The 18,967-nt window shown below is 40.7% G+C and carries 14 protein-coding genes and 2 pseudogenes; 14 read left to right on the plus strand and 2 right to left on the minus strand.

The features are described 5' to 3' along the window. From A3GS_RS11715 to A3GS_RS0108070, 3 genes and pseudogenes are all read left to right on the plus strand, one after another. Positions 1 to 126, plus strand: a pseudogene (locus A3GS_RS11715) (IS200/IS605 family transposase); the annotation flags it as partial. A gap of 456 nt (positions 127 to 582) precedes the next feature. Beyond that, positions 583 to 1,110, plus strand: coding sequence for a 5-formyltetrahydrofolate cyclo-ligase (locus tag A3GS_RS0108065; protein WP_018364911.1), 528 nt, complete (start codon positions 583 to 585; stop codon positions 1,108 to 1,110). Further along, the gene (locus tag A3GS_RS0108070; protein ID WP_018364912.1) at positions 1,107 to 1,781 is read left to right on the plus strand and encodes a rhomboid family intramembrane serine protease; all 675 of its coding nucleotides are present in this window, start codon (positions 1,107 to 1,109) and stop codon (positions 1,779 to 1,781) included. The genes A3GS_RS0108065 and A3GS_RS0108070 overlap by 4 nt, the downstream gene beginning before the upstream one ends. A 33-nt stretch (positions 1,782 to 1,814) precedes the next feature. On the opposite strand, the gene galU is transcribed toward A3GS_RS0108070, so the two are convergent. After that, positions 1,815 to 2,717: a UTP--glucose-1-phosphate uridylyltransferase GalU gene (galU, locus tag A3GS_RS0108075; protein ID WP_018364913.1), complete on the minus strand. Its 903-nt coding sequence runs from the start codon at positions 2,715 to 2,717 to the stop codon at positions 1,815 to 1,817. Between the two features lie 48 nt (positions 2,718 to 2,765). Then, complete coding sequence (locus A3GS_RS0108080; RefSeq protein ID WP_018364914.1) at positions 2,766 to 3,782, minus strand: NAD(P)H-dependent glycerol-3-phosphate dehydrogenase; 1,017 nt, start codon at positions 3,780 to 3,782, stop codon at positions 2,766 to 2,768. 157 nt (positions 3,783 to 3,939) lie between these two features. Between A3GS_RS0108080 and A3GS_RS0108085 the strand changes: the two genes are divergently transcribed. The 11 genes and pseudogenes from A3GS_RS0108085 (at position 3,940) to argH (ending at position 18,880) form a co-directional block, all read left to right on the plus strand. Next, positions 3,940 to 4,386, plus strand: coding sequence for a dUTP diphosphatase (locus A3GS_RS0108085; RefSeq protein ID WP_018364915.1), 447 nt, complete (start codon positions 3,940 to 3,942; stop codon positions 4,384 to 4,386). Positions 4,387 to 4,415: 29 nt separating this feature from the next. After that, positions 4,416 to 4,861: pseudogene (locus A3GS_RS13340) on the plus strand (cysteine hydrolase). Beyond that, positions 4,854 to 6,215: a DNA repair protein RadA gene (gene radA / locus A3GS_RS0108090; RefSeq protein ID WP_083901881.1), complete on the plus strand. Its 1,362-nt coding sequence runs from the start codon at positions 4,854 to 4,856 to the stop codon at positions 6,213 to 6,215. The pseudogene A3GS_RS13340 and the gene radA overlap by 8 nt, the downstream one beginning before the upstream one ends. A gap of 101 nt (positions 6,216 to 6,316) precedes the next feature. Continuing rightward, a complete protein-coding gene (locus A3GS_RS0108095) occupies positions 6,317 to 6,811 on the plus strand; it encodes a beta-class carbonic anhydrase (RefSeq protein WP_018364917.1) in 495 nt (164 codons plus the stop codon). A 323-nt stretch (positions 6,812 to 7,134) separates the two neighbouring features. Then, positions 7,135 to 7,995 (plus strand): helix-turn-helix domain-containing protein, encoded by an 861-nt coding sequence (locus A3GS_RS0108100; RefSeq protein WP_018364918.1) that lies wholly within the window; start codon positions 7,135 to 7,137, stop codon positions 7,993 to 7,995. Positions 7,996 to 8,081: 86 nt separating this feature from the next. After that, on the plus strand, positions 8,082 to 12,950 hold the full coding sequence (locus A3GS_RS0108105) for a glycoside hydrolase family 70 protein (RefSeq protein WP_018364919.1): 4,869 nt from the start codon (positions 8,082 to 8,084) through the stop codon (positions 12,948 to 12,950). A 133-nt stretch (positions 12,951 to 13,083) separates the two neighbouring features. Further along, on the plus strand, positions 13,084 to 13,800 hold the full coding sequence (locus A3GS_RS0108110; protein ID WP_018364920.1) for a TIGR00266 family protein: 717 nt from the start codon (positions 13,084 to 13,086) through the stop codon (positions 13,798 to 13,800). Positions 13,801 to 13,863: 63 nt separating this feature from the next. After that, on the plus strand, positions 13,864 to 14,178 hold the full coding sequence (locus tag A3GS_RS0108115; protein ID WP_018364921.1) for a bacteriocin immunity protein: 315 nt from the start codon (positions 13,864 to 13,866) through the stop codon (positions 14,176 to 14,178). Positions 14,179 to 14,304: 126 nt separating this feature from the next. Continuing rightward, positions 14,305 to 15,762 (plus strand): glutamate--tRNA ligase, encoded by a 1,458-nt coding sequence (gene gltX, locus A3GS_RS0108120; RefSeq protein WP_018364922.1) that lies wholly within the window; start codon positions 14,305 to 14,307, stop codon positions 15,760 to 15,762. A gap of 213 nt (positions 15,763 to 15,975) precedes the next feature. Beyond that, the gene (locus A3GS_RS0108125) at positions 15,976 to 17,175 is read left to right on the plus strand and encodes an argininosuccinate synthase (RefSeq protein ID WP_018364923.1); all 1,200 of its coding nucleotides are present in this window, start codon (positions 15,976 to 15,978) and stop codon (positions 17,173 to 17,175) included. A gap of 322 nt (positions 17,176 to 17,497) precedes the next feature. Next, positions 17,498 to 18,880: an argininosuccinate lyase gene (argH, locus tag A3GS_RS0108130; protein ID WP_018364924.1), complete on the plus strand. Its 1,383-nt coding sequence runs from the start codon at positions 17,498 to 17,500 to the stop codon at positions 18,878 to 18,880. Positions 18,881 to 18,967 lie beyond the last annotated feature (87 nt).

Here is an 18,967-nt window from a genome sequence, read left to right on the forward strand (position 1 = left end):
AGCACAGTTGGACTGAACGAAGCCACTATCAAAAAATATATCCAAGAACAAGAAAAACATGACCTCGCCCTAGATAAATTGAGCGTAAAAGAATACGAAGATCCCTTTAGGGATGATGGCAAGTAATACCAACGCCTCTTTAAGAGGCAAGTGACGAGTCAAAAGCAGTGAGGCTTGAACAAAGTGAAAGCCAGCGTCTTTAGGCGCTGGCTGGNGATGTGGGCTTATAGCCCCTGTTCAAACCACCCGTTAGACGGGTGGTCATGATTAGCGGCATTATTGCGAGCTCATCAGAGTGCAACCAATTGATCAACTGATTTTGACTAGGTCTTGTTAGCTTGAAATTGTTTATAAAAAGGGAAGAGCACTTGATTGTTACCAAGTGCTCAGGAGATTTATGAAAAGGGAAAATAATTTTAGGAGAGATTATTTTCCCAACGGTTTGAGATAAACCGTTGTTTTAGGATGGTTTAAGTATAGTAAAGGAAGCTTAAAAAATTCTTAAATATATTCAGGGATTTTTCTAAAAGTAGCAGCTTTAAAATTTTAGCAATAAATAGGCTTTCATGATATGATAGTAGCATGGAAAAACGAGAATTAAGACAAACGGTTATCGGGGAGCTCAAGGCTCAAGACTCTGATTTGAAAAAGAAAAAGGATAAGCAATTGCTGCAAGAATTGGTGGCGACAAAAGCTTATCAAGATAGTCAGGTCATTGCGACTTACCTGGCTTTTGATTTTGAGTATGATACCAGTCTCTTGATAGAGCAGGCAAAAAGGGATGGTAAGCTAATCGTGGTGCCCAAGACTTATCCCAAGGGGCGAATGATTTTTGGTCTTTATGATGAAAAGGAATTAGCTCCAACACGTTTTGGTTTGAGGGAGCCAGTCAGTGATGAAGCTTTTGACAAAAATCAAATTGATTTGATCCATGTGCCTGGTGTGGTTTTCAATGGTCAGGGCTTTCGAGTTGGCTATGGCGCAGGTTATTATGACCGTTATTTGTCAGACTACAGGGGGACGACGATTAGCACTATTTATGATTTTCAAATGGCTGATTTCAAAGCGGGTACACATGACATTGCTGTTAAGGAGGTGTTAGTCAAATGAAAGAGTTGAAGAAAAGCCCAGTAACCCTATTCTTACTTTCCATGACGACCTTGATTTTTCTTGGCATGCAAATCCTTTATTTTGGACGTGCTAGCTCTAGTCAGGCGGTTTTTGAGTTTGGTGGCATGTTTGGTAATTATGTAAAAGCCTATCCAAGTCAGCTGTGGCGCCTAATTACACCGATTTTTGTCCATATTGGCTGGGAGCATTTTTTCTTTAATGCTTTAGCGCTTTATTTTGTAGGGCAAATGGCAGAGCAGCTCTGGGGGTCAATTAATTTCTTTTTGCTCTATATATTGTCAGGCGTGATGGGAAATGTCTTTACCCTATTTTTCACGCCAGATGTTGTAGCGGCTGGGGCTTCGACTTCCTTGTTTGGCACCTTTGCGGCTATTGCTGTATTGGGTTATTTTGGCAGAAATCATTACCTACGAGAAGTTGGTAGATCGTATCAAGCCCTGATTCTCATCAATCTCCTCTTCAATCTCTTTAGCCCAAGTATCAGCCTTGTTGGCCATTTGGGAGGATTGGTCGGAGGCATCTTATGTGCCATTTTTTTACCAACGGTAGTTGACAAAAGACTTTTTGCTCCTTCAAAACGTTTTTTGAGTTTTCTTGTTTATTTGGCCTTGTTAGGTGGTTTGTTGATTTTCAGCTTGTTAATAAAATAAAAAGATTTAGGAAGCCTAACTTCCTAAATCTTTTTATTTTTCAGATTTACCTTCAAGGGTTTTACCAAGCTGGATGATGTACTGTTTCAAATCATCCTTGACTTGTGGGTGTTGAAGGGCATAGTCAATAGACGTTTTCATGAAGCCAAATTTATCGCCAACGTCATAACGTTTTCCAGTAAATTCACGAGCAAAAACACGCTGTGTTTTATTTAGAGTGTCGATAGCGTCGGTCAATTGAATTTCGTTACCGGCACCAGGCTCTTGTGTTTCAAGAATATCAAAAATTTCAGGCGTCAGCAAATAACGGCCAATAATAGCTAGGTCACTCGGCGCTTCTTCAGGAGCTGGTTTTTCGACAAATGTACTCACACTGTAGCGGCCATCAATACCGTCACCATGAGGGGCAATAACGCCATAAGCTGAAACTTCTTCGTGAGGGACTGGCATGACAGCAATAGTCGAAGCATGGGTTGCTTCATAGTCATCCATTAATTGTTTTGTCAAAGGAACAGCTTTTGGATTAGTGATGTCCATAAGGTCATCGCCAAGCATAACAACAAAAGGTTCGTTACCGACAAAAGCTTTGGCCTGAAGAACTGCATCTCCCAGTCCACGAGGATGACTTTGACGGATAAAGTGGAGGCGAATACCAGTCGTTTCATCTACCAGTTTTAAGAGGTCCGTTTTGCCTTTTGCTTTTAGGTTATATTCTAACTCGAAGTTTGAATCAAAGTGATCTTCGATGGAACGTTTAGACTTACCAGTGACTACCAAGATATCTTCAATGCCAGATTTTAGCGCTTCTTCAACGATAAATTGAATAGTTGGTTTATCAACGATAGGAAGCATTTCTTTAGCCAATGCTTTAGTTGCTGGTAAGAAACGAGTTCCAAGACCTGCTGCAGGAATAACAGCTTTTCTAACTTTTTTCATGACAATCTCCCTTTGTTTATTAGCTACATTATATCATAATTGGCCAAATCATTGCCACTCATTTTCTGACTTAAACTCATTGGACATCATGCCTAGGATGCTTTCTTTAATATCTGCTCCTTCGTAAATCGTTTGGTAAATAGCAGTCGTGATAGGCATGTAAACACCGAGTTCCTTGGATAATTCGTAGGCTACTTTGGTTGTTGAAATACCTTCAATAACCATCCCCATGTTCTTCTCAATATCTTCTAATTTTTCACCACGACCAAGAGCATCACCAGCGCGCCAATTTCGGGAATGAACAGAGGTTCCTGTGACAATTAAGTCTCCAACCCCAGAAAGGCCGCTGTAAGTGAGTGGATTAGCGCCTAGTTTAACACCTAGACGGGTAATTTCAGCCAAACCACGCGTGATAACAGCCGCTTTTGCATTGTCTCCGTAACCTAGTCCGTGTAGAGCTCCGGCACCGACCGCGATGATATTTTTCAGAGCACCAGCTGTTTCTACGCCAATAACATCTGTATTGGTATAGAGGCGAAAGTAGCTATTGCTGAATAATTCTTGAACGTATTTTGCGGCCGTCAAATCTTTAGAAGCTGCAGTGATGAGGGTGATATCGCGAACAATGGTTTCCTCAGCATGGCTTGGTCCTGAGACGACAACAATTTCAGAGCGGAGGTCAGCGGGAATTTCCTCTTCCAAGATAGTAGATAAGCGTTCATGAGTACCAGGCTCAAGTCCTTTAGAAGCATGCATGATGATCACTTTGTGATCTAAGATTTCAGCAACTTGTTTGGCAACCAAACGTGTGACCTTAGTTGGGACTACAAAGAGTACAGCATCAACGCCAGATAGGGCTTCACTTAAATCCAGCGTTGCCTTGATTTTGCTATCAATGACCACATCTTTGAAGTAATGCTTGTTGGTGTGGTCGGTATTTAATTCTTCGATTTGTGCTGGGATGTTGCCCCAAAGGGTGACATCGTGACCATTGTCGTTGAGTACTTGAGCAAGGGCAGTTCCCCATGAGCCAGGCCCTAAAACTGCAATTTTTTGTTTTGTCATCGGCTTTCCTCTTTCTAAACGAGTAAACTGTAATCACTTTATTATAACATACGGACTTTAGAATGTCTTTGACCGGCTGGGAAATAGTTTTGAGCTGAATTTTGCTTTTGCTTGACGAATATTTTATAATAAAGAGACTAAAATCAAGGAGAAAGTCATGTCAAAAATTCGAGGATTTGAGCTGGTTTCCAGCTTTACAGATGAAAAGTTACTTCCCAAACGCGAGACAGCTCACGCAGCTGGCTATGATTTGAAGGTGGCAGAGCGTACTGAAATCGCAGCAGGGCAGATTGTACTTGTCCCCACTGGAGTCAAAGCCTACATGCAGCCTGGCGAAGTACTTTACCTTTATGACCGTTCGTCAAATCCACGCAAGAAAGGTCTGGTTTTGATCAATTCAGTTGGTGTCATTGATGGTGACTATTATGGTAACCCAACTAACGAGGGTCATATCTTTGCCCAAATGCAAAATATCACAGATAAAACAGTCGTATTGGAAGCTGGGGAACGCATTGTCCAGGGAGTTTTCGCACCATTTTTGATTGCTGATGGCGATGAAGCTGATGGCGTAAGGACAGGTGGCTTTGGCAGTACGGGGAAATAGGAAATGGGAGATTGTTTGCTGTCATTGATATGCAGACAGATTATGTTGGCATAGAAAAAGATATATGCCAATGCTATCCCAGTTAAAAAGATTAATGCCAAAATTCAAGGCTACCCAAAAGATAGGGCTAATTCTATCGTCAACTGCTTTTTCTGGAAGCTAACAAGGAAGCCAAAAACTTTTGCTCAAGGGTTGTCCTTGGTCTCCAATCATATTTTTGGAAAGCGGCGAGCATTTTGCTTTACAAATCCAAATTTTTTACAGTTTCTACAAGAAAAAGGTACCACTCTCTTGAATTTGTCGGTGTTGATGGGATGCCCGTGTCAAGTATTACGTTCTTGCTTCCAGCAAGTTGGGCTTTCTAACTAGTGTAGAGTTATCTGCCATTGGTGTTGTCAGAAAGAGAATTTTCCAAAAACTAGGAAAAAGTGGTAAGCAGCAATTGTTAGCATTAAAGGAGAATTATCATAGCTAAGAAAAAATCAACCTTTGTCTGTCAGGAATGTGGCTACAATTCACCAAAGTATTTAGGGCGTTGTCCTAACTGTTCTTCTTGGTCTTCCTTTGTGGAAGAAGTTGAAGTTCAGGAGGTCAAAAACGCACGTGTCAGCTTGACAGGTGAGAAAAGTAAGCCAACCAAGCTCAAAGATGTTTCTTCGATCAATTATGCCCGTGTTAAAACAGACATGGACGAATTCAACCGTGTGCTGGGTGGAGGTGTAGTGCCGGGGTCTCTAGTTCTTATTGGTGGTGATCCAGGTATTGGAAAATCGACGCTCTTGTTGCAGGTCTCTACTCAGTTGGCTGATAAAGGAACTGTACTTTATGTATCTGGTGAAGAATCGGCTGAGCAAATCAAATTGCGCAGTGAGCGTCTGGGTGATATTGACAATGAATTTTACCTCTATGCTGAAACCAATATGCAGGCGGTGCGCAGTCAGATTGAGCAAATCAAGCCTGATTTTCTCATCATTGACTCAATCCAAACTATCATGAGTCCGGAGATTTCTGGAGTTCAAGGGTCTGTTTCTCAGGTTCGTGAGGTGACAGCTGAGCTTATGCAGTTGGCTAAGACCAACAATATTGCTACCTTTATCGTAGGGCATGTGACCAAGGAAGGTCAGTTGGCTGGACCTCGGATGCTGGAGCATATGGTGGACACCGTGCTTTATTTTGAAGGGGAGCGCCACCATACTTTCCGTATTCTACGTGCGGTTAAAAACCGCTTTGGCTCAACCAATGAAATTGGCATTTTTGAGATGCGCTCAGGTGGTTTGATGGAGGTTCTCAACCCAAGTCAGGTCTTTCTGGAAGAGCGCCTAGACGGGGCAACGGGTTCTGCTATTGTCGTGACTATGGAAGGAAGTCGCCCAATCCTGGCTGAGGTACAGGCTCTGGTGACGCCGACTGTTTTTGGCAATGCTAAGCGCACCACAACAGGATTAGACTTCAACCGTGTCAGCCTGATTATGGCGGTTTTGGAGAAACGCTGCGGACTGCTTCTACAAAATCAAGATGCTTACCTCAAATCAGCTGGCGGTGTTAAACTGGATGAACCTGCTATTGACTTAGCGGTTGCGGTAGCCATTGCTTCCAGTTACAAAGAAAGACCAACCAGTCCACAAGAAGCATACATCGGTGAAATCGGTTTGACAGGTGAAATCCGTCGTGTCACTCGCATTGAGCAACGTATTTCAGAAGCTGCTAAATTAGGCTTCACTAAGATTTATGTTCCCAAAAATTCTTTGACTGGAATTGATGTTCCAAAAAGTATAGAGGTTGTTGGTGTGACAACCGTTGGAGAAGTTTTGAGGAAAGTCTTTACTTGAAGTTTTTAAACCTTATAGACGACAAGTTTTGGCTAAAATGGTAAGATAGATGAAAAGTTTGAGAATCACATGATTTTTCAAATTTAAGTAAAGGAGTTGCCATGTCATACTTTGAGAATTTTATAAATGCCAATGCTGCTTATGTGGACCTGCACGGAACAGCTCACCTTCCTATAAAACCTAAGACTAGGGTTGCCATTGTGACCTGCATGGACTCTCGTCTTCATGTAGCGCCAGCACTGGGATTGGCTTTGGGAGATGCCCATATTTTACGGAATGCAGGTGGGCGCGTTACAGACGATGTGATTCGCTCTCTAGTTATTTCTCAGCAGCAGTTGGGGACGAGAGAAATCGTTGTTTTACACCATACAGACTGTGGAGCGCAGAGTTTTACTAATGAAGACTTTGCTGCCCAACTTCAACAAGATCTAGGTGTGGATGTAGAGGGGCAAGATTTTCTGCCTTTTACAGATGTTGAAGCCAGCGTTCGTGAGGATGTTGATATATTAAGACAGTCTCCCCTCATTCCAAATGATGTGACGATTAGCGGTGCAGTTTATGACGTGGATACTGGGCGTATTACGGTGGTTGAATAAGCTTGCTATTTTATTAATGAGTGAACAGCTGTATGAAAGAGTAAGAAAGTTGGACGTTATTAATTTACCTACCTTTTATTGTGAATACAAAATTATAGTAGTTAAAAAAGAAACGCATTTGTAATAAATGTGTTTCTTTTTTAATGAAAAACGCTAGCTATGTAACATTTAATTGTTAAAATATTAAGGAATAAGAAACAAGTAATAAATGCAAATATTCTATTTTTTATCTATACTAGGCTATCTTAACATCGTTAAATTTAACAATACTATAGTATTGCTGAATGGAACTGGTGTTTCATATATGTAATTAGGAGGTTGTTGTGCAAAGATTATTAGGGAAAGCTTTTAAGATAATTAGAGAGTCGAAAGGATTATCTCAGAAAGAGGTTGCGAACGATACTATTTCTGTAGCGCAATTATCCCGCTTTGAGAGAGGGGTTAGTGGCTTATCTGTAGATGCTTTTTATGCTTGTTTAAAAAGTATGAATGTCCCTTTAGATGAGTTTCAGCATGTCTATCATAATTTCACCCAGACAAAAGACATTCAATTTTCAACGGAATTATCCGATGCTTATCTTGAAAAGAATATTTTCAAGATAAAACAAATCCTGCAGAGATGCCTTAGTTTAGAAGAGAAGTACCCGCAACAAAGAACCTATAAACTGAATACTATTGTCGTTAAAGCTATCATTTATTATTGTGATAAGACCGAGGTTGTCCCTAATAAAGATGTTCAATATTTAATGGACTATCTTTTTTCAGTTGAAGAATGGGGACGCTATGAATTGTGGCTTTTTACTAATTCTGCAGGTCTTATGACGATTGCTTCCTTAGAAACATTTGCTAGTGAAATGCTTAGCAGGACTCAGTTTTATCAAGAATTACCCGAGAATAGGAAACGCATTTTGCAGATGCTACTTAATGTTATCAGTGTTTGTATTGAACAGAACCATTTGAATGTAGCTCTTAAGTTTCTTAATTACGTTGAGTCCTTCAAAAAACCTGAAGCTGACCTATATGAACATCTTTTGATTAGATACTATAGGGGTTTTTATACTTTTCGTGCAGGAAACCCTGAGGGACTAAAGGATATGCAGCATTGTGCTGATATCATGACTTACTTAGAATGTTTTGGTACGGCACAGCAAATGAGAGAACAGATTGCCAACCTACAAAGTTAGACTAATCAGATATGTAATAATATTTTTAATTGATTAAAATCAGGTTACAATTACACATTGTAACCTATTTTTATTGGAGGAATATTATGGAAAAGAAAGTCCGTTATAAGTTACATAAGGTTAAGAAGCAGTGGGTTACCATTGCTGTAACAGCCTTATCAGTTGTTGGTCTAGGTGTCGCAGTTGATTCTCCAACTGTTTCAGCGGATACTACAGATGCTGTAACAGTTGTGGTAAATCCAGTTCAGGACCAGGCTAATAGATCTAGTGATCAAGCAGTAGTGACTGAAAAGACAGTTTCAACTGCAGATGTATCAGCTAATCAAGTAACAAATCAAGTTACAGACAATCAAAACCAAGGGGTTGTCACATCTAGTGATAAGTCAGCATCAGCACAAGATAGTGTGGCTAATGATGTCTCAGCTACACCTACAACAGATAATCAAGTCATTACAGATAACCAAGCAAGTCAGACTGATATAAACAGTCAAGTTGTGCCTTCTGATTCTGCAAAGCAGCAAGATCAGACTAATGCTCAGCAAGTAGTTTCAGCGGATGCTGCTAGCAAGGCTTCTCAAGAGCAAGCAGCAACAGCCTTAACTAACGAAGTTGAAAAAGCTAGTGTCACAGAAGATGGAGCTAAGGCCGCAGCTCTCAGTCTAGATAATGTTAAGTTGATTGGCGATTCTTACTATTATGTTGAAGAAGATGGTACGGTTAAGAAAAATTTTGCTATTACTGTTAATGGTCAATTGCTTTATTTTGATAACCAAACTGGCGCTCTGACGAGTACGTCAACTTATTCTTTCACTGAAGGGTTGACCAATCAGACGGATGACTTCACCAGCCATAACAAGGCTTATGATTCTAGTGCAAAAAGTTTTGAAACGGTTGATAATTATTTAACTGCTGATTCTTGGTACCGTCCTGCCTATATTTTGAAAAATGGGGAAACATGGGTAGAATCAACGGCAACTGACTTCCGTCCTTTATTGATGGCCTGGTGGCCTGACAAGGATACTCAGCTTAATTATGTCAACTACATGTCAAAAGCCTTAAATATTGATTCTAGCTATACAGAGAAGACTGATCAAGCGACTTTAAATCAAGCTTCTAAGAATATCCAAATTAAGTTGGAACAAAAAATCGCAGCTCAGAATTCAACGAAATGGCTTCGTGATGTGATGAGTTCTTTTGTGACTAAACAATCTGCTTGGAATAAGGACACAGAGTCTGTCGGGACTGATCACTTGCAGGGGGGAGCCTTACTTTATGTCAATAGTGATTTGACTCAGTGGGCAAACTCAGATTATCGTTTGCTTAATCGCACAGCTACTCGTCAAGATGGTACTGTTCACTATGACCAAGGTGGAGACACGACAGGTGGTTATGATTTCTTGCTAGCCAATGATGTGGATAATTCTAACCCTGTTGTTCAGGCCGAACAGCTTAACCAGTTGCACTATCTTATGAATTGGGGATCTATTGTTATGAAAGATAGCAAGGCTAATTTTGATGGTGTACGGGTAGATGCTGTAGATAACGTCAATGCGGACTTGCTACAAATTTATACCAACTACTTCGAATCTTATTATGGTGTCAACAAATCAGAAGCCCAAGCTTTAGCCCACATATCCATTTTGGAGGCTTGGAGTAATAATGACCCTGTTTATAACCAAGATACTAACGGTGCAGCGCTTGCTATTGACAACTACCTTCGTCTGTCTTATCTTTATTCACTAACCAAGGGATTGGATGAACGTTCTGGTCTAGAACCTCTGATTACCAATTCTTATGTTAATCGTTCTAAAGTAACTTCTTATGCGAATAGCAATGCTAATAATGGTAAGGCAAACTATAACGGTCAAGATACGTCTATCCCTAGTTATGTTTTTGTCCGTGCCCATGATAGTGAGGTGCAGACGATTATTGCTAAAATCATCTCAGAGCGCATCAACCCTAAGACAGACGGTTATACCTTCACTTTAGATGAATTGGCTCAAGCTTTCAAAATTTACAATGACGATATGAACAGCGCCCAGAAGGAATACACTCATTACAATATTCCCGCTGCTTATGCGCTCATGTTGTCAAATATTGAAAGTGTTCCGCGTGTGTATTATGGTGACCTTTACACTGATAACGGTCAATATATGGCAACAAAATCGCCATATTACAAGGCTATTGATGCTCTTTTACGTGCCCGTATCAAGTATGCTGCTGGTGGACAAGCTATGGCTGTAAATTACTATACTGCTGGTAAATCAATGACTGCCAAGTCCTCAACGACAGCTGGTTCAACAGGTATTTTAACTTCTGTACGTTATGGTAGTGGTGTATGGTCTACAAATGACAAAGCGAGCGCTCAAAGTCGTACGCAAGGAATGGCGACTATCATCAGTAACAATCCAAATCTAGATTTGCAAGCTGATCAAGTTATCACAGTTAACATGGGTGCTGCCCATGCTAATCAGGCTTATCGTCCATTACTCTTGACGACGGCCGACGGTCTGCAAGTTTATCCAAATGATGCAGATACAAAACAAGTTAAATATACAGATGCTAATGGTAATTTGACCTTTACAGCAGCTGAAATCAAAGGATATGCAGTTGTTGAAGTGAATGGTTATTTGGCTGTTTGGGTACCTGTCGGAGCTGCAGCTAATCAAGATGTCCGTGTGACTGCTAACCAAGCTAATTACAACAGTGGTGATAAAACTTATCAGACAACAGCTGCGCTTGACTCACAATTGATTTATGAAGGTTTCTCTAACTTCCAAGATTTTGCAACAAAAGATACTGAGTATACGAATAAGGTTATCGCTCAAAATGTCCAATTGTTTTCTGATTGGGGAATTACATCCTTTGAAATGGCTCCGCAATATGTATCTACGACGGATGGTACTTTCCTTGATTCGATTATTCAAAATGGCTATGCTTTTGATGACCGTTATGACTTGGCTATGAGTCAAAATAATAAATACGGTTCTAAGGAAGACTTGGCCAATGCTTTGAGAGCTCTTCATGCCAAGGGAATTCAAGTCATTGCTGATTGGGTTCCTGACCAAATTTATAGTTTGACTGATAAAGAAGTGGTAACAGCAACTCGTGTTAATGATTATGGAGATCCAACACCAGGAGCCGAAATCAATAAAACACTCTATGTAGCCAATTCTAAGAGTAGCGGCAAAGATTATCAAGCTCAATACGGTGGAATTTTCCTTGATGAATTAAAAGCTAAATATCCAGAAATGTTTACGGTTAATATGATTTCAACTGGGAAACCGATTGATTCATCCACTAAGATTAAGATGTGGAAGGCTGAGTATTTTAATGGAACTAACATTCTGGGACGTGGAGCTCGTTATGTTCTTAGTGATAATGCGACAGGTACCTATTTCACAGTTGCCGCAGGTGGTGAGTTCTTACCAAAACAATTATCAGGGGATAATTCAGTGACTGGTTTCTATTATGATGGGCGTGGAATGAGTTATTTTTCAACTAGCGGCTATCGCGCAAAATCAGCCTTTGTTACTGAAGGTGGATATTATTATTACTTTGATAAAGATGGTTACATGGTAACGGGAACAGTTACGATTGACGGTAAATCTTACTACTTCTTGCCAAATGGTATTCAACTTCGTGATGCTATTTACGAGGATAAAGATGGTAATCAATATTACTACGGTAGTCTCGGAAATTTATATAAAGATAATTATTATTCATTTGAAGTGACAGACAAAAATGGCAAAGATACTAAGTGGCGATATTTTGATAAGAATGGTGTGATGGCACGTGGTATCGTGACAGTTCTGGGAGTAACACAATATTTTGATAAGGATGGCTATCAAGTAAAAGCTGCACTTATTACAGATAAGGATGGGAAACTCCGCTATTTTGCACCAAACACAGGTGCAATGGTGGTCAATGATTTTGTCAAAGTTGGTGATAATACTTGGTATTATTTTGGAGCTGATGGTGTGGCAGTGACGGGTGCGCAAAATATTAAAGGTCAAGCCCTCTACTTTGATGAAAAAGGTGTCCAAGCCAAAGGTGTTTTTGTAACCAATGCAGATGGTTCAATCAGCTATTATCATGCGGATTCAGGTCAAAAAGTTCTTGCTACCTTCTTCACAACAGGTGGTAACAACTGGTACTACGCTGATGCTAACGGTAAATTAGTTACGGGTTACCAAATTATCAATGGACAACGTCTTCATTTTGATACTAAGGGCGTTCAAACAAAGGGTCAACTAATAACAGATGAGGCTGGAAATAAATATTATTATGATGCTAATTCAGGTGAACTAGTTGTTAACAAATTTGCTGAAGTTAATGGCGTTTGGTATTATTTTGGAGGAGATGGTAAGGCAGTAAAGGGTGAACAAACGATTAATGGGCAACATCTTTACTTCAATGCGGATGGCAGTCAAGTTAAGGGACAATTAGTCACGAACAATGGTCGCCTTTCTTATTATGATGCTAACTCTGGTCGAAAGGCTATTGCCACTTTCTTCACAACAGGTAATAATACTTGGTACTATGCTGATGCTAGCGGACAACCAGTGACTGGTAATCAAGTTATTAATGGACAACATCTTCATTTCGATGCCAAAGGTGTTCAAATCAAGGGACAACTAGTGACCGATGCTGCTGGCAATAAATATTACTATGATGCAGATTCAGGTGAAATGGCAGTCAATAAGTTTGTTGAAGTTAATGGCGTTTGGTATTATTTTGGAGCTGACGGTAAGGCAGTAACAGGCGAACAAACAATCAATGGACAACACCTTTACTTTAATGCGGATGGCAGTCAAGTTAAGGGACAATTAGTTACAAACAATGGCCGTCGTTCTTATTATGATGCTAATTCAGGTGAACAAGCTCGTAATAAATGGGTGACTTTGCCAGATGGTACAAGTATCTTCTTCAATGCTAGAGGATTTGCTTATTAGCAAGGCGAAGGGAGTCGAGAGACTTCCTTTTCTTGTTTAGAAATTTTTCAAAAGCTCTGCTTTTTTCTTGACTTTTTAAATTCTAATGAGTATATTTGTATTAAATAAATAGAACAAATAGGAGGCTTGTAAGATGGCTGATAATCGAATGAAGTATACAATTGATAGTAACATGCAATTTCCTTTGGTGGAAATTAGCCTAGAGGCTGGCGAGTCAGCCTTTATCCAACAGGGGAGTATGGTCTATCATACACCGAGTGTGACTTTGAACACGACGCTTAATGGCCGTGGTTCCGGTTTTGGAAAACTTATGGGCGCTATTGGCCGTTCTATGACGTCTGGCGAATCTATGTTTGTAACGCAGGCCATTTCTAATGCTGATGATGGCAAATTAGCGCTAGCACCGTCTATGCCTGGGCAGGTCATTGCTCTGGAGCTTGGTGCTAAACAATATCGTCTTAATGACGGTGCCTTTCTAGCCTTGGATGGTTCTGCCCAGTACAAGATGGAACGTCAGTCTGTTGGTCGTGCTTTTTTTGGCGGTCAGGGAGGCTTCTTTGTCATGACGACCGAAGGTCAGGGGACTTTACTTGCCAACGCTTTTGGCTCTATCAAAAAAATTGAACTTAATGGCGAAACAATCACTATTGATAATGCCCATGTAGTGGCCTGGAGTCGCGATTTGGATTACGATATTCATCTTGAGAATGGCTTCCTACAATCAATCGGTACTGGTGAAGGTGTTGTCAATACTTTCCGCGGATTTGGTGAAATCTATGTGCAAAGTCTCAATCTGCAAAGCTTTGCAGGCGTTCTCCAAAAATATATCGTGACAAGTAGCAACAATTAAAGTATTCGATTGGAATGTTAGTAGAAATCAATTACATTATTTCGCGTTTTAGAGGATAAATCAATGTCAGTCAATTATGAGCCAATTACAGAAGCTTTGTTTAATGCCTTGCTGGATAAGGAGGTTGCAGCAGATCAAGAATTGTATAGTCTTTGCTTGCAGGCTAAGCAAGATTTAGATAAGAAGAAGCCTGAAAATCTGGTTTACACCAAGTTAAGTAAAAATTTGTCTTGGTATTTGATGGTGCATGAATACAAGATGCCCAAGTCAGCGACAGCAGTTGCTCAGGCCATCCAGAAGGTTGAACAAACTTATCGCGGTCAGGCAGCCACGGCTTTGATGTTGGGTAATGCCTTTTTTGCAGGTTTGCCTCATTAAAATTATCAATCAGCTCAGAAATGGGCTGATTTTTTGCTTCCAAGTGGCTATCTTGTGCTATAATAGAAATGATTGGCGGCTGACCGTCAGAATGATAAGATATTCTATCATATAGGAGAAAACACATTGGCAAAAGATATTCGTGTGCGTTATGCACCAAGTCCAACAGGACTTTTACACATCGGAAATGCGCGGACTGCGCTCTTTAATTACCTCTATGCTCGTCATCACGGCGGAACTTTCATCATCCGTATTGAAGATACTGACCGTAAACGTCATGTCGAAGACGGTGAGCGTTCTCAGCTTGAAAACCTGCGTTGGTTAGGAATGGATTGGGATGAAAGCCCAGAAACGCATGAAAATTACCGTCAGTCAGAGCGTCTGCCTCTGTATCAAAAATACATTGACCAATTGTTGGCAGAAGGTAAAGCTTACAAATCATACGTTACTGAAGAAGAACTAGCTGCCGAACGTGAACGCCAAGAAGCAGCAGGTGAAACTCCCCGTTATATCAATGAATTTCTTGGCATGAGCGAAGATGAAAAAGCAGCCTATATTGCCGAACGTGAGGCGGCTGGTATTGTGCCAACGGTTCGCCTTGCTGTCAATGAAGCTGGTATTTACAAATGGAACGATATTGTCAAAGGTGATATCGAGTTTGAGGGCGGCAATATTGGTGGTGATTGGGTTATCCAGAAGAAAGATGGTTATCCAACTTACAACTTTGCGGTTGTTATTGATGATCACGACATGCAAATCTCTCATGTTATTCGCGGGGATGACCACATTGCCAATACGCCAAAACAACTTATGGTTTATGAAGCGCTTGGTTGGGAAGCACCAGAATTCGGTCACATGACCTTGATTATCAACTCTGAAACTGGTAAAAAATTGTCAAAACGTGACACAAATACCCTTCAATTTATCGAAGATTACCGTCAAAAGGGTTACTTGCCAGAAGCAGTCTTTAACTTTATTGCCCTTCTTGGTTGGAATCCAGGCGGTGAAGATGAAATCTTCTCACGCGAAGAACTCATCAAACTCTTTGATGAAAATCGCCTAAGCAAGTCACCAGCAGCCTTTGACCAGAAGAAACTTGACTGGATGAGTAATGAATACATCAAAAATGCAGAGCTTTCAACCATCTTTGACATGGCAAAGCCATTCTTAGAAGCAGTTGGTCGTTTGACAGATAAAGCTGAAAAAATGGTAGAACTCTACAAACCACAAATGAAATCAGTTGATGAAATTGTGCCTCTGACAGACTTATTCTTTACTGATTTCCCAGAATTGACCGACGCGGAAAAAGAATTTATGGCTGGTGATACGGTTCCAACTGTTCTTGAGGCTTTCAAAGCTAAGCTTGAAGCAATGAGTGACGAGGATTTTAAATCAGAAAACATCTTCCCACAAATCAAGGCTGTTCAAAAAGAAACAGGCATCAAAGGTAAAAACCTCTTCATGCCAATCCGTATCGCCGTTTCAGGAGAAATGCACGGACCAGAATTGCCTGACACCATTTACTTACTTGGTAAAGAAAAATCAATTGAACATATCGAAAATATGCTGAAAATTATTAAATAAGCACAAACTCACATCAGCTCTTTGCTGGTGTGAGTTTTCTTGTCTTCAGTATAGTTGATTATTTATTCAAAAAAAACGTATAATTTGGAGAAAAATATATTTTTTTGAAAAAATATTCAAAAAAGTATTGACAGACTAGATAGATGTATGTATAATTATACGTGTAAGTTGATAAAAATAAATCAACCAATAAGTTAAGAAAAGAGAAAACCTATGTCAAAAGAAAAAGTTATTTTAGCCTACTCAGGCGGTCTTGATACCTCTGTTGCCATTACCTGGCTCAAAAAAGATTACGATGTTGTTGCTGTTTGTATGGATGTCGGCGAAGGTAAAGACCTTGATTTTATTCATGATAAAGCTCTTAAAGTCGGTGCGGTTGAATCTTACGTCCTTGACGTTAAAGATGAGTTTGCTGAAGAATACGTGCTTCCAGCACTTCAAGCTCACGCTTACTATGAACAGAAATATCCGTTGGTATCAGCCCTTAGCCGTCCAGTCATTTCTAAAAAGTTGGTTGAAATTGCCCACAAAACAGGTGCTACCACAATCGCTCACGGTTGTACCGGTAAAGGAAATGACCAAGTTCGTTTTGAGGTTGCCATTGCTGCATTAGATCCGGAATTGAAAGTGCTGGCCCCAGTTCGTGAATGGAAATGGTCTCGTGAAGAAGAAATTGAATACGCTAGAGCAAACGGTGTACCAGTTCCAGCCAATCTTGACAGTCCCTACTCTGTTGACCAAAACCTTTGGGGGCGTGCTAATGAATGTGGCGTCCTTGAAAATCCATGGAACGAAGCACCAGAAGATGCCTTCGGTATCACTACAGCTGTTGAAGACGCGCCAGACACACCAGAATATGTTGAAATTGAATTTAAAGAAGGAAAACCAGTTGCACTTGATGGAAAAGAGCTGAAATTGGCTGATCTCATTCAAAAACTTAATGATCTTGCAGGGAAACACGGTGTTGGACGTATTGACCACGTTGAAAATCGTTTGGTTGGTATCAAATCACGTGAAATTTATGAATGTCCAGGCGCTATCACACTTTTGACAGCTCATAAGGAAATTGAAGATATCACCTTGGTACGCGAAGTTTCGCACTTTAAACCAATCCTTGAAAATGAACTGTCAAACTTGATTTACAATGCCATGTGGTTTAGTCCAGCCACTCAAGCCATCATTGCCTACATCAAAGAAACGCAAAAAGTGGTCAACGGAACTGCAAAGGTTAAACTCTACAAGGGTTCAGCTAAGGTTGTAGCTCGTAAATCACCAAACTCACTTTACGATGAAAACTTGGCAACTTACACATCAGCTGACAGCTTTGACCAAGACGCAGCCGTAGGCTTCATCAAACTCTGGGGATTACCAACCCAAGTTAACTCACAAGTTAACCATCCCTTTGACAAATAATAAAGACTAATGTGTCGTAAGGAAAGCTTCAGATAAAAGGAGTCAGAGAGCTCCATCTGAGACTCTTTTCTTACTACTAGTACTTAGAGAAAATCTAGATTAGATATACGGGCTATGTTTGGCATTCCAGACGGGAGTCGGTGTTCTGATCTTGATTTTCGAAGAGTATGATTTTTCGAAAAGGTGTCCAGAGAGGCACTTCGAGCTTGAATAAGGCGTCCCAGAGAGTCGCTTTTAGGAAAAACAAGTCCAGAGAGACAGTAGAAGCTAGATTAACTAGCTTTTTTTAGTCAAAAGCTAAATTTAAGAAAAGAGAAGAACTATGTCAACAACAAATCACAAACTTTGGGGCGGTCGTTTTGAGGCTGGCCTGGAAAAATGGGTGGAGGAATTTGGAGCGTCCATTTCCTTTGACCAAAAAATGGCGGAATTTGATCTTAAGGGCTCTATTGCCCATGTGACCATGTTGGGAGAAACAGGCATTATCGGCAAGGATGAAGCCAGTCAAATCAAGCTAGGTTTAGAAGAACTCTTGGCGGAATACCAAGCGGGTCAACTGACTTTTGATGTATCCAATGAAGACATTCACATGAATATGGAAAGTCTTCTGACGGAGAAGATTGGTCCCGTTGCAGGCAAGCTCCACACAGCTCGTTCGCGTAATGACCAAGTAGCAACAGATATGCACCTTTATCTCAAAGCTAAGTTGTCTGAGGTTCTTGATAAGCTGCATAATCTGCGTAGCACCTTGGTGGACTTGGCGGATGAGCATGTTTATACTATCATGCCAGGCTATACGCATCTACAACACGCTCAGCCTATTTCTTTTGGACACCATCTCATGGCCTACTACAATATGTTCACGCGTGACAGTGAGCGTTTCGAGTTTAATGTTAAACATGCGGATCTCTCCCCGCTTGGAGCGGCTGCATTAGCTGGGACTACCTTCCCTATTGACCGTGAGATGACAGCGGAACTCATGGGCTTTGCCAAGCCATACAGTAATTCACTAGATGCTGTGTCTGACCGCGATTTCATCTTGGAATTTTTGAGTAATAGCTCTATTCTCATGATGCATATGAGTCGTATCTGCGAAGAAATCATCAGCTGGTGTTCTAACGAATTTAAGTTTGTGACCTTGTCAGATACCTTCTCAACAGGCTCTTCCATTATGCCGCAGAAGAAAAATCCGGATATGGCTGAACTCATCCGTGGGAAATCTGGCCGCGTTTATGGTAATCTCTTTGGTCTCTTGACAGTCATGAAATCCCTTCCTTTGGCTTATAACAAGGACTTGCAAGAGGACAAAGAAGGTATGTTTGATACGGCTGAGACCATCACGGTGGCCATTGATATCTTGGCAGGCATGCTTAAGACCATGACGGTCAATAAGGAACATATGGCTGAGTCTACTGAGAAAGATTTCTCCAATGCCACTGAATTGGCTGATTATTTGGCTAGCAAGGGACTGCCTTTCCGTGAGGCTCACGAAATTGTTGGGAAATTAGTCCTGGAATGCACCAAGGATGGTTATTATTTGCAAGATGTGCCATTTGAACGTTACCAAGAAATTTCTGACTTGATTGAAGAGGATATCTACCAAACACTCAAGTCACATACAGCTGTTGAACGTCGTCATTCCCTTGGAGGAACTGGTTTTGACCAAGTGACATGGCAAATTAACCAAGCTAAAAAGGCTCTGTAACGGAATTGTAAAAAAGGCCGCAACCTGCAAGGGTTGAGGCTTTTTCGCATTTTGTGGTATAATGGTACTAATTTAGATGTTTGGAGT

This window comes from Streptococcus caballi DSM 19004 (assembly GCF_000379985.1).
Lineage (GTDB): Bacteria > Bacillota > Bacilli > Lactobacillales > Streptococcaceae > Streptococcus > Streptococcus caballi.